The sequence below is a fragment of the Paenibacillus mangrovi genome, from assembly GCF_022898935.1.
Classification (GTDB): Bacteria; Bacillota; Bacilli; order Paenibacillales; family Paenibacillaceae; genus Paenibacillus_AQ; species Paenibacillus_AQ mangrovi.
Genome location: NZ_JALIRP010000005.1, coordinates 435,740 through 449,642, shown reverse-complemented (window position 1 = coordinate 449,642; position 13,903 = coordinate 435,740). Strand labels below are relative to the sequence as shown.

5 protein-coding genes are annotated in these 13,903 nt (G+C 52.0%); all 5 read left to right on the top strand.

The window, feature by feature from the left end:
* The first annotated feature begins 30 nt into the window (after window positions 1–30).
* The 5 genes from MUG84_RS15005 (at window position 31) to MUG84_RS14985 (ending at window position 13,216) form a co-directional block, all read left to right on the top strand.
* On the top strand, window positions 31–2,334 hold the full coding sequence (locus tag MUG84_RS15005) for a glycoside hydrolase family 3 N-terminal domain-containing protein (protein WP_244725983.1): 2,304 nt from the start codon (window positions 31–33) through the stop codon (window positions 2,332–2,334).
* Entirely contained in the window at window positions 2,334–5,438 is a 3,105-nt protein-coding gene (locus MUG84_RS15000) for an alpha-mannosidase (RefSeq protein WP_244725981.1), read from the top strand. The genes MUG84_RS15005 and MUG84_RS15000 overlap by 1 nt, the downstream gene beginning before the upstream one ends.
* 106 nt (window positions 5,439–5,544) lie before the next feature.
* Entirely contained in the window at window positions 5,545–6,864 is a 1,320-nt protein-coding gene (locus tag MUG84_RS14995; protein WP_244725979.1) for a glycoside hydrolase family 125 protein, read from the top strand.
* The gene (locus MUG84_RS14990; protein WP_244725976.1) at window positions 6,861–9,989 is read left to right on the top strand and encodes a beta-galactosidase; all 3,129 of its coding nucleotides are present in this window, start codon (window positions 6,861–6,863) and stop codon (window positions 9,987–9,989) included. Before MUG84_RS14995 ends, MUG84_RS14990 begins: the two co-directional genes overlap by 4 nt.
* A gap of 485 nt (window positions 9,990–10,474) precedes the next feature.
* On the top strand, window positions 10,475–13,216 hold the full coding sequence (locus MUG84_RS14985; RefSeq protein WP_244725974.1) for an alpha-mannosidase: 2,742 nt from the start codon (window positions 10,475–10,477) through the stop codon (window positions 13,214–13,216).
* The last annotated feature ends 687 nt before the right edge of the window (window positions 13,217–13,903 follow it).

Here is a 13,903-nt window from a genome sequence, read left to right as displayed (position 1 = left end):
TCACTTTAAACAGATAGGAGAGAAGTGGAGATGTTGATTTACAAAGATAAGACGAAACCAGCTGAGGAGAGGGCCCGGCATTTGCTAGGTCTGATGACTTTGGAAGAAAAGGTGGGCCAACTGGTGCAGCCGTTCGGCTGGCAAACCTATGAATATAAAAATGGCTCCGTTACATTAAAAGAATCATTTAAACAGCAGGTGGAGAAAGGCGGTGTCGGCTCCCTTTACGGGGTGCTGCGCGCCGATCCGTGGACCGGTGTCACGCTCGAAAACGGATTATCTGCCAAAGAAGGGGCAGAAGCCGTCAATCAAATCCAACGTTATGCGGTGGAGCATTCACGGCTTGGGATTCCGATTCTGATCGGAGAAGAATGCTCACACGGTCATATGGCGATTGACGGAACCGTATTTCCGGTTCCGCTGCTGCTCGGCAGCACATGGAACGTAGATTTGTACCGCGAAATGTGTCAGGCGGTGGCTGAGGAGACCCGCGCCCAGGGAGGGGCGGTGACTTATTCGCCGGTGCTTGATGTTGTACGTGATCCGCGTTGGGGGCGCACGGAGGAATGCTTTGCAGAGGATCCGTACTTGATTGGCGAGTTTGCGGCCGCATCGGTACAGGGACTGCAGGGAGACAGCTTGGACAGTGACAGCAGCGTAGCGGCAACATTGAAGCATTTTGTCGGATACGGCAGCTCAGAGGGCGGACGCAACGCCGGACCGGTGCATATGGGCTGGCGGGAGCTTCTAGAAGTCGACCTTTATCCGTTCAAGAAAGCGGTTGAAGCCGGGGCGGCTTCGATTATGCCGGCGTACAACGAGATTGACGGGGTGCCTTGCACGGTAAACTCCGAATTGCTGGAGGATGTTCTCCGCAAGCAGTGGGGATTTGACGGTATGGTCATTACCGACTGTGGAGCTATAAATATGCTGGCTGCAGGACACGACGTTGTCGAAGATGGTATGGACGCAGCCGTTCAGGCCATCGAAGCGGGAATCGACATGGAGATGTCCGGTGAAATGTTTGGCCGTTATCTGCTGGAAGCGGTAAACCAAGGCCGTCTTGGCATTGGGGTGCTGGACCGGGCGGTAAGCCGGGTGCTGGCCCTGAAATTCAAGCTTGGTCTGTTCGAGAATCCATATGTAGATCCATACCGGGCGGAGCAAGTGATTGGCAGCAAAGAGCATGCCCAATTGGCTCGCAAACTTGCTGAAGAAGGCATCGTTCTGCTGAAAAATGAAAATAACGTATTGCCTATGGGACAGAGCAGCGGCAAGATCGCGATCATCGGTCCGAATGCCGACCATGGCTATAACCAGCTGGGTGATTACACATCGCCGCAGCCGCCAGAGAAAGTTGCGACTGTTTTGAAGGGAATCAGGGCCAAGCTAGCGAATGATTCTGAACGAGTGTTGTATGCCCCAGGCTGCCGGATTAAGGGCGATTCCAGGGAGGGCTTTGAATATGCGCTGGACTGCGCCTCGCAGGCGGACACCGTTGTGATGGTGGTTGGAGGATCCAGTGCCCGCGATTTCGGCGAAGGTACTATCGATCTTAAGACCGGAGCATCCAAGGTCTCGGACAGTTCCTGGAACGATATGGAGTGCGGCGAAGGAATTGATCGTATGACACTGGAGCTTGCCGGAGTACAGCTCGAGCTGATTCAGGAAATTCATAAGCTCGGCAAGCGCTTGATTGTCGTTTACATTAATGGACGTCCTATAGCCGAGCCGTGGGTTGATGAACATGCCGACGCGATTGTGGAGGCATGGTATCCAGGCCAGGAGGGTGGACATGCGATTGCCGATATATTGTTCGGGGACGTTAATCCGTCCGGACGTCTCACGGTCTCGATTCCGAAGCATGTCGGCCAGCTCCCGGTTTATTACAACGGCAAACGCTCACGCGGCAAACGGTATCTGGAGGAAGATTCAAAGGCCCGTTATCCGTTTGGTTACGGACTAAGCTACACCACATACAGCTATGACCGTTTAACAATAAGCGCGGACACCATCTCAGCGAATGAATCGGCGGTCGTATCGGTTGATGTGACCAACACCGGCAGTATGGCTGGGGCGGAAGTCGTGCAGCTGTACATTACAGATGCCGTCAGCTCAGCCAGTCGGCCGCTGATGGAGCTGAAAGGTTTCGCCAAAGTAGAGCTTGCGCCAGGCGAAACCAAAATGGTCCGTTTTGAAATAGGAAAAGAGCAGCTGCAGTACATTGGACGTGATATGAAGCCGGTCGTTGAGCCGGGGCTGTTCCACGTCCATCTCGGAAGGAATGTGAACGATACGCTTAGTACAGCCTTAACTGTGCGGGAGGGTGAATAATGGAACGGATCAGGCGTTTTATTCGTGAACTATCAGAAAACCGGTGGCTGGAGCTGATCGAGCTCCGCTCCTGGGATATCACGCGCTCATATTACAAGCTGCCTGGTGAATACGAGAATTCAGCCCCTTATCCGGAAGGGCAGGGGCTTGATTTTTTCCCGAGCAAGCAAGGAACCACATATTTTTTCAGAACCAAGCTGCAAATCCCGGCCGAATGGACAAGAGAGCCATTTGGCTTTGTGTTCAAGTCGGGCGGGGAGGGTTTGCTGCGCGTCAATGGTGCTTCATATCAGGGGCTGGACCGCAACCACACGTATGTAACACTTGATCCTCGTGTCATCGGAGATTCCCCAGAGCTTGAGATCGAGCTGTTTGATCCGGTGCCGGAGCCTGTAGATCCGCTGAACCAGCAGGCGGTAATTAATCCGCCGATTACCTCGATCACAAGCCAGCTTGTGCGGCCGAATCATGCTGTACAAAGTTTGATGTACACCGTGACAATCGTACGGGATTCAGCTGTTTTGCTGCCGCAGGAAGATTTTAGGCGGGTACGGCTGATGGAAGTGCTGTACCGGGCAATGGACCGGTTTGTGAATCTCGATGACGCCTCTGTTCGCGAAGGCAGCGCGGTTTCGGAAATAGAAGCATTGCTGAAACAGGAGGTTCAGGAGGTCGGGGGGAACGCCGAAGGACTTGAGCATATGGTCGGCCAATCGCATATCGACATTGCCTGGCTGTGGCCTGTCCGTGAAACAGTGCGGAAGGCGAGCCGGACCTTCTCGACAGTCGACAGGCTGATGGAGGAATATCCGGAGTACCGGTACGCGCAAAGTCAGCCGCTGCTGTTCGCTTTCCTGAAGGACAATGACCCTGAGCTGTTTGAACGGGTAAAGGCCCGGATTGCAGAAGGACGTTGGGAACTCGTCGGCGGTATGTGGGTCGAGCCTGACCTGAACCTTCCAAGCGGGGAATCCCTAATCCGGCAAATGCTGTACGGACAGCGGTTCTACCAGGAGGAGTTCAGCAAAACATCCAATATCGAATGGCTGCCGGATACATTTGGGTACTGCGCGTCGCTGCCGCAAATTTTGAAGCACGGCAAGGTGGACTATTTCATGACCACCAAGCTCGGCTGGAACGATACCAACCTGTTCCCGTATGATTTGTTCCATTGGGTAGGTATCGATGGAACGCCTATATTGTCTTATCTTAATCATGGAGTTAATGAAAATACGCTGCCTAAGGATATTCATGACCACTGGCTCTCTTACCGGGAAAAATCCAGACATAATGAGCAGATGCTGCTCTACGGGCATGGTGATGGCGGGGGCGGCGTGACCCGTGAAATGCTGGAATACATCGACCGCTCCGAGCTCATGGTAGGCCAGCCTGCAAGCCGCTACAGTACAGCTGCACAATTTTTTGAAGGCATCACCAAAGCGGATCCGCAGCTGCCTACGTGGCGGGGTGACTTATACCTGGAGCTGCACCGCGGAACCTATACGACCCATGCCCGCAACAAGCGGAGCAACCGTAAAGCGGAGATTCTGTACCGGGAAGCGGAGCTGTGGAACTCGCTAGCTCAGCAGAATATGGAAGCTTCCAAGCGGGAGGCTGCGCTGCAGCAGCTCCATGAGGGCTGGAAGCTGATTCTATTGAATCAGTTCCATGACATTATTCCGGGGTCTGCGATTACAGAAACGTATGAAACCTCGGATAAGGAATACAATCAGATTTTTGATAAAGGTGAAGCTGGTCTGCAGGAGGGGCTTCAGGCGATCGCGGCCATGATTGATACCTCCAAACAGGATGGGGGCATCCCATATGCTGTATTCAACAGCCTTGGCTGGAGCCGCGACGTCGTGATCCATATCGAAACGCGGCAGAGCGAGATAGCCGTGGATGATGAACATGGCATGCAACTTGAAATCGACCAGGAAGAGAGCGGCATTTCCGTATATGTTCCGGAAGTTCCGGCGTTTGGCTACAAAACGATCTGGCTGAAAACGGCTGCTGATACCACGGCAACGGAAGCTGTTCATGAGTCGGCTGCTCAAACCGCATTTGACGATACTTGGGAAACGGAATACTACCTTGTCCGGTTTAACGAACGCGGCGAGATCACCAGTCTGTTTGACAAAAAGGCCGGGCGTGAGATTGTGAAGCAGGGCGAACGAGCAAACCGGTTCCACTTCTTCCATGACCGTCCGACGCTTTGGGATGCTTGGGATATCGATACCCGGTATGAGCAGCAGCCTGCAGGGGAAGCCGAACTGCTGGAGAAACAGCTAGTATTATCCGGCCGCACGAAGGATGTGCTTCGCTTCCGCTGGCGGATCGGCCAATCGGAAATGAAACAGGACGTGATTTTCTATCACCACAACCCGCGGATCGACTTCAAAACCCATGTCAGCTGGAATGAAGCGCACAAGCTGCTGAAAGTGGGCTTCCCGGTAGATGTGGTGACTGAAAAAGCGACCTATGAAATTCCGTTTGGCTCCCTGGAGCGCGCCACACACCGCAATACCAGCTGGGAGCAGGCACAGTATGAAGTGTGCGGGCATCGTTTTGTCGATGTGTCCGAGCATGGGTATGGCGTCAGCCTGCTGAACGACTGCAAATACGGTTATGACGTTCAGGGCAGCACGATCCGTTTGTCGCTGCTTCGTGCACCGAAGTGGCCTGATGTGAACGCCGATCTTGGCGAACATGATTTCACGTATTCTCTGTTCCCGCATCAAGAGGACTGGAGAAGTGCGCAAACCGTCCGCCACGCGGCCGAGCTGAACGATGATGTGCCTTTGCGGCAGTTAAAAGCCGATACAGCGGGAACACGCCCAGCGGCAGGTTCGCTGATTGCCATGGAAAGCAGCCATGTCGTGCTGGATACGGTGAAACCGGCGGAAGAAGGAACAGGCACCATTCTGCGGTTCTATGAATCTTCCGGCGGCCGTGAACAGGTGGGGCTGCAATGGCCTTATGCCTTTGAGGATGCATATCTGTCGAATGCGCTGGAAGAACCGGTTCAGAAGCTTGAAGCGGAAGAAGGACGACTGACGTTGTCTTTTTCACCATATGAGATTAAAACGATCCTGCTCAAGTAGAAGGTAGACGCATTTTGAATTAGAAGGCTTTGCTATTTTCTGTTTGTTGTCCTGATCCATTAACGATAATCGTAATTATTTCTGCCAAGTAAAGGAGCGTTTTTAAATGGAACAATTCAGACTCCCTAAAATACCGATGCCGAAGCTGGAACTGCCGCAGGCAATCCAGGATGTAATGAAAGAAGCGGAGCAGAAGCTGGCTCACCGACCAAAGCTTTTGCAGCTGTTCAAGAACTGTTTTCCAAATACTCTAGAAACGACAACGAAGCTGATGGAAGACGGCACGACCTTTGTCATAACCGGTGACATCCCAGCCTCCTGGCTGCGGGACTCCGTGGAGCAGGTCATTCACTATGTGCCGTTTGCCAAAGAAGATGCCGATTTGCAGCGCATTATCGGCGGCTTGATTAAACGCCATATCCATTATGTGCACATCGATCCATATGCCAACGCTTTTAATGAATCGGCCAACGACTGGCATTGGAACACCACGGACAAGACCGAAATGTCCCCTTGGGTGTGGGAACGAAAATTTGAGATTGACTCCCTTTGTTTTGTTATCCGTCTTGCTTACTTGTACTGGAAAGAGACGGAGCTTACCGATATTTTCGACGAGAATTTCAAAGCGGCTTTGCGTAAAATTATCGATGTGTTTAAAACCGAGCAGTACCATTTTGAAAAGTCTCCGTACCGTTTTACACGGAACAACGGCATTTTGACCGATTCCCTGCGCAATAATGGACTTGGAATGCCGGTGAACTATACAGGTATGATCTGGTCAGGCTTCCGTGCCAGCGATGACGCCTGCGATTTCCACTATAACATTCCAGGCAATATGTTTGCGGTCGTGGCGCTGCGTCAAATGCAAGAGTTTGCGGAGTGGGTATTCCGCGATATGGATCTGCTGGAGGAGCTCAAGGAGCTTGAGATTGAAGTCAACCATGGCATTCAGCTGTACGGTATTTACCGCCATCCGGAGTTTGGACCGATTTACGCATATGAAACGGATGGGTTTGGCAACTACTGCCTGATGGATGACGCCGGCACACCAGGCCTGATGTCTATTCCTTACCTGGGTTATACCACAGCCGACGATCCGATCTACCAAAATACAAGACGGTTTGCGCTGAGCAAGGAAAATCCGTTCTACTTTGAAGGCAAGGCGGCCAAAGGCATCGGCAGCCCGCATACGCCTGAGGATTATGTCTGGCATATGGCACTCTCCATGCAGGGCCTGACAGCCCAAACGGCTGAAGAAAAACTGGAAATGATCGCGATGCTGGAAGCAACTGACGCGGACACGGGCTTTATGCATGAAGGCTTCCATGCCGACGACCCGACGATTTTTACACGTAAATGGTTCGCCTGGTCTAACAGTCTATTCTCCCAGCTGGTTTATAAAGCGATGAAGGAAGGCCTGCTATGAGCCAAAACATCATTATTTTATGCGATCCTGATTTCCCCGCGGCGGGTTCACTCCCGCAGGCCGGGGACTTCAAGGGAAATGCCGAGATAACGGTCGTATGTGCCGGAGAGCTGGCGGAAGCAATTCGCGGGCTTGATAACGGCTGTTTTGTCAATTTGCATGCTCCGTATTTTCCAAAGTCAGCTTGGACTGAGATTTCCGCCTTTTTGCATAGAGGAGGCAGTCTGATCAGTGCGGGGGGCGCGCCGTTTAAATATCCGGTTTCCCTGGAGAACGGCGTCTGGAGCCCTGAAGTAGAGCAAACGGCTTACCATCAGGAGCTGTATATTCATGAGGCTCTGCGGGTGGATATATCAAAGGTCGCCTCACTTGCTGCTTCGGACAGCATTCCGGTACTTAGCGGTCAAGAAGGGCTGTTTGAGCTGGCAGATGTCTGGAATCTAATTCCACACACGACCAAGAGCAGCGATTTGCCGCATCAAATGGGTTCTGCCGGTCCAATGAGCACGCAAATTTATCCGCTGATGAAAGGCGTTAGCGCCGAAGGGCGGGATATTGCCGCACCAGTTGTTCTGTGGGAAAACTCCCGTGTAACCTTTGCCGGTTCACGCTGGATGTTTATATTCCTGCCGTTGACGACGGCGTTTTGGAGCGGCGGTGGCGTGCAGCATTTGAGCAACTGGGCACGTTTTTGTTCCAGAGGGGTTACCGAGCTGTCGCTGAAGTCGAATTATGCTTCTTATGAGTCCGGTGAACATGCTGTAATTACCCTGCAAACGCAAATTTTGCAGCGCGGGGAATCGCGAGCCTTTGCTCCCGAGAAGTGGAGCTTTGAGCTTGAAGTCTGTCATGATGGCGGAAGCGGGGAGACTTGGAAACACCGGTTCCAGGCCCAGGTTACCAAAGAGCAGAATTTTGTCCGTATTCCGGTTCCGTTTGCTGTGCAAAGCGGTTTGTACCGGATTGTCTGCCGCGCGGAAGGTCCGGACGGAGAAGTGCGGATTTTGCGCCAGGGCTTCTGGGGCCGTGACGACCGGTTCCTGGCCGAAGGCTCTCCGATTAGCCGCAGCCGCGACTATTTTATGAAGGATGGACGGCCTCTGCCTGTCGTGGGGATGACTTACATGACTTCGGATGTGGCGCGGAAATTCCTGTTCCTGCCGAATGTGGATGTCTGGGAGCGGGACATGGCCCAAATGGCCAAAGCCGGCATCAACTGGATCCGTACCGGCATCTGGACAGCGTACCGGAATATTATGCAGGTCGACGGGCATGTATCAGAGGAAGTGCTGCGGGCGATCGACGCCTTTTTCCTGACGGCTAAGCGCCATGGTCTGCAAGTTACCTTTACGTTCTTCTCCTTTACGCCAGAAACGTGGGAAGGGCTGAACCCTTACCTCGATCCGCAGAGCGTAGAGGCTCAAAAGAGATTCATCCGCAGCATTGTCAGCCGCCATACGGCAACAACGCATGTGGACTGGGATTTGATCAATGAACCGTCGATGTTTGATCCGCCGCGTATTTTCTCAGATGGCCCGCGTTCTGCGAGGGATCCGTTTGAGTATCAGGCATTCGTAAAGTGGCTTGAGCGCAGGCACGGCAACATCCGGAGTCTCCAGGAGGCCTGGAATATGTCGCCTGATCGGCTGCCGGATTTCGCATCGGTAGTGATTCCGGAAGCGGAAGAGATCAACTTTGACGTGCAGGATATGCATAAGGCTAAAAAGGGTACAAGATGGCTGGATTACTGCCTGTTCTCCATGGATATGCATAACGTTTGGGCAGAGCAGCTTGTAGGCACCATCAAGGAATTGTGTCCGGATCATTTGGTAACGGTCGGTCAGGACGAGGCGCTTGGAGCCCAGCGTCCTTCTCCGTTTTTCTATGAAAAGGCTGTGGACTATACGACGGTGCATTCCTGGTGGCTGAACGACTACCTGGTTTGGGACGGCATTTTCGCCAAAACTCCGGAAAAGCCAAACCTGATCCAGGAAACGGGTATCATGTACGTGGAAACACCGGACGGACGTGCCAAGCGGTCTGAAGCGGAGCTGCGGAACATTTTGGAGCGCAAATACGCGTATGCCTTCTCCACGGGAGGGGCCGGAGCGATCCACTGGATCTGGAACACGAATTTCTATATGGACAACGCCAATGAATCGCATATCGGCGCCTTGCGGGCAGACGGTACGGAAAAGCCGGAAGCTGACATCTCCTATGACTTCGGCCGTTTCATCGGAGAGACCCGAGATTTGTTTACGGACCGGGAGCTGGAGGATGTCGTTGCTATCTTCCCGTATTCGAACGACTTTTCCAACCGCGCCTTGGCCTTCCAGTCTACGACGCGATTGACCCGTCTAATGACTTATGATCTGAAGCTGCCGTTCAGAGCCGCATCTGAGTATCATCTGGACGCGCTGCGGCAGCAAATGCCTAAGCTGATTATGGTGCCAAGCCCGCACAATATGGACAGCAATGCGCTGGCTGAGCTGCTGGAGCTGGTTAAGGAATCCGGCGCGACACTGCTGGTGACCGGACCGCTTGGTATCGACGCCTACTGGCGGCCGAGTGACCGGATGGATGCAGTTCTGGGCAAGCGCAAGTTGAGCAATGTCCGCAGAGAGGAAATGCTCGGCTTGAACGGGCGCCTGCTGCCAGTCTCCTTCGGCCACCGGCGGATCGCGGAAGTGGTTAAGGAGAGCCCAGCCTCGGTGGAAGGAACAAGCGGCTCCATGGATGAAATCGTGGATGTACCGCTTGGCAAAGGCCGCCTGATTTGGAGCAGCCTCCCGCTGGAGCTAAATGGCCGTGACGAGGCGATTATCGAGCTGTACCGCTATGCGGCAGCTGCGGCAGGCGTGGAGCAGGATATGCAGTGGCTTGCTGGCGGAGACCTTCCGGGCGTATACGGGAGGAAATTAAGCTTTAAAGACGGCAGCCTGTATGTATTTGTGTCCGAGTTCGGCTGGGATGCCCCGGTACAGGTCAAAGACCCGCAAACCGGAGTATCCTACAGTTTCAACCTTGAAAGCGACCGCAGCATATTATTCGCTGCAGACCGCGAAGGCCGGGTAACAGCCGTGTATCGTCCTGAGGAAGTTCAGATCAAGATGGAAGGCATCTAGATTCACAGAGATGCTCAAGGGAATTACAGGAAAAAAAGGCATCCCGTTCAATGCGGTAAGGGTACCTCCCGGAGATAAACAACTGTCCACTACCAGTGGACAGTTGTTCTAATGCCTAATCACTGTTGAATCTGGGGCTTGGAGGAAGAAGCGAGGAACAGTACGATGATGATCTTCTTGAAGCAGGGAGCGGGGTTGGAATAACTTGGATACTGGTGGGAAAATAACCGGTTTATATACTTTGAAAGCCCGTGTTTTAGAATTTTTTCTTCTATTATATATGTGTGACGGGACAATCCTGATTTTGAGTTTAATGGATCTGGAAATATTGTCCTAATCGAACTTAACAAAAGAGCAGTCCACCTTGTTCGCGGTGAATGGACACAAATTTAACCAATACATGACCTCACTTCGTGGGGATTCTCGGGCCGGTTCACCGGAGTAATCAACGTGAGCCGAACATATTAGAAAGGGGATCGACTCTAATGACATCACAACCGAAGAGAACAGCACATATCATTTCCCATACACACTGGGACAGAGAATGGTATCTCCCGTATGAAAAGCATCACATGCGTTTGATCCGTTTGATGGATGTGCTGATGGATACGCTCGAAAAAGATACGGAGTATAAGAGCTTTTATCTGGATGGGCAGACGATCATCTTGGAGGATTATCTACAGGTTCGTCCGGAACAAAAGGAGCGCTTGGAGCAGTATATCCGTGAAGGACGCATTTTTATTGGTCCATGGTACATTTTGCAGGATGCATTTTTGACCAGCGGCGAGGCCAACATCCGCAATATGCAGATCGGCCACAAGGATGCACGCCGCTTTGGCCAAATTTCCAAGATCGGCTACTTCCCGGATACGTTCGGCTTGGTAGGGCAGACGCCGCAGCTCATGCGACAATCCGGCATCGACAATGCCGTGTTCGGACGCGGTGTTAAACCGACAGGCTTTAACAATACCGTCGCTGATTCCGACTATGAATCTTCCTTCTCCGAACTGATCTGGGAGGGACCGGACGGCTCCAAGGTGCTGGGTATTTTGTTTGCTAACTGGTACAGCAACGGCAATGAGGTTCCGGTGGATCCGGAGGAAGCGAAGATTTTCTGGGACAGAAAGCTGGCTGATGCCGAGAAGTATGCATCGACGCCTGAGCTGCTGTACATGAACGGCTGTGACCACCAGCCAATCCAGACGGATCTGGCAGAGGCGCTGGAGACTGCACGTTCCTTGTATCCGGATACGGAATTCGTGCATTCGAATTTCCCTAAATATCTGGAAGCCGTGAGGAAAGCAAAAGAAGGCGAACTGTCCGTCGTTCGCGGAGAGCTGCGCAGCCAGCGGACCGATGGCTGGGGCACACTCGTGAACACGGCTTCGGCCCGTGTCTACTTGAAGCAGATGAACCAGCATGGACAGGCGCTGCTGGAAAAGGTGGCCGAGCCGCTGGCTTCGTATGCCCGTCTTGCCGGCCAGGAGTATCCGCATGATCTGTTCACCTACGCATGGAAAACGCTGATGCAGAACCATCCGCATGACAGTATTTGCGGCTGCAGCGTGGATGAAGTCCACCGTGAAATGGTTACTCGCTTCGCGAAAAGCCGTAACGTTGCCGAATCGATCATCGATGAGAGCAAGCAGGCTGTAGCCGATGCGGTAGATACATCCGTATTCCGCTCTTACGGCGAAGATGCGGTTCCGTTTGTCGTATTCAATACAACAGGCTGGAATCGCAGCGGCACCGTATCCGTTGACCTCGATGTGGAGCGGATATACTTCCGTGATGGAGGTACGCTTGAAGAGATGAGCCGCCAGATGAAGGAGCTCGACCTCGGAGTTCGTGCCGTAATCGATGCGGAAGGAAAACCGTTGGCCTTTACTCTTGAAGATCTTGGCCAACGCTTCGGTTATGATCTGCCGGATGATAAATTCCGTCAGCCGTTTATGGCGCGTGCGGTACGGGTGACGTTTGAAGCGGCTGGAATCCCGGCGCTTGGCCTCAAAACTTTTGCACTGGTTGGCGGAGCTGCCGCTGAAGGACTGACGGTTCAATCCGGCTCGCTGGTGAAAGAGGGGCATGTCATGGAAAATGACAACCTTCGTGTGGAAGCAGCCGAAAGCGGCAGCATTTCCATCACCGACAAGCGGACGGGCCGTGTGTACAGCGATCTTTTGATCTATGAAGACACCGGCGATATCGGCAATGAGTACATGTACAAGCAGCCGGAGGGTGAGGAGGCTCTGACGACCAGAGACCTGAAGGCCTCCATCCGCGTCGTAGAAGATACGGTATCCCGTGCAGTCCTCGAGATTACCCATGACTGGGCTATTCCTGCCTCGGCAGACAAGCTGCTTGACCAGGAGCAGGTGGAGCTGGTTTATTTCCCTGAACGCAAAGCGCAGCGGGTGAAGGAAACCGTTCCGATGACCATCCGTACGCTTGTCAGCCTGGAATGTGGAGGCCAAGGAGTCAAGATCGAAGCCAGCTTCAATAACCAGGCCAAGGATCACCGTGTGCGCATGTTGATGCCTACGGATATCGAGGCGTCCAGTCATCACGTCGATTCCATGTTTGAAATCGTGACCCGTGATAACAAGCCTACCGAAGAATGGCAAAACCCTAGCAATGCGCAGCATCAGCAGGCATTTGTTGATGTCAGCGGAGAAGGTGCCGGTTTGACGGTGGCCAATCTGGGCTTGAATGAATACGAGGTACTGCGTGACGGCCGCAACACGATTGCCGTGACGCTGCTCCGCTCCGTGGGTGAGCTCGGCGATTGGGGACATTTCCTAACACCGGACGCTCAATGCCTAGGAGAGCATACCGTTCATCTGGAGATTATCCCTCACAATGGCGATGGCGTTGATGCCGGAGCATACCAGGAGGCATACCAGTTCCAAATTCCTTGGACGGTTACCCAAACAGATCTGCATGAAGGAACGATCCCGGCTGAGCATACGTCGTTTACTTGGGAATCCAAGAACCTGGCCTTCTCCTCCTGGAAAGTGAATGAGGAGTCCGGTGACGACATGCTGCGATGGTTCAACATGAAACCGGAGACCAGTCCGCTGCAGCTTTCCATAGGGAACTGCTCCGTCTATAAGACGAATATCCTTGAGGAAGCCAGCGAAGAACATCTGGATGTGCATGATGGCCGCATCGAAATGTCCGTTGGACCTTGCGAGATTGTAACAGCGGGTGTTCGGCACCTGTCTTAGTCCAAGATTAAAAGAGAAAGGAGACTGTGTTAAAGGAGTCTCCTTTCTCCAAATAAATAAATTTTCCCATAAAGGATTTTACAATGTTCCACCGAATAAGAAATATTACAAAGCATAATTTTTATCATTGACAGATGATTTTGTTTGCATTAAATTTGTATCTATTACATAAATCATCCATCGTGTCAGGTAACCTAACATATTTACATGATAGACAGATAATGTAAGCGGTTTACATTTTACTAACACTCCCGATTGACCATTTCTTGTTCAGGCATCCTCTGCTTTTAACATTAAAATTCGACAAGAAATGAGTTCCTTTTTCTCTTCAAACCCTATGCTGGCGCTAGTTTTGGATCGTTAAAAAAAAATAATCCAAAGTGCCTAAAAAAAATATTGACGTGATATAAATTTACACGTATTATTTACATTAAATTTACGTAGGAAGTTTTAACCAATTTAGTCATTACCATTCTGCTGATTTCAATTGACCGATGGTCATTTAAGGCATTAATGCTTTATTGCGTTATTAGGTTTACGTAAATTTGTCTGGTTTGTTCACAAATTGAGCATTGATAATTGGCGAATCTACCAGGGTTTTCACCTCCTAATATTTGGATATATTAAACTTTTAATATATTGCTTCACCTGTTGTCGTCACCCTTGTTTTTAGATTTGGTTGTATAC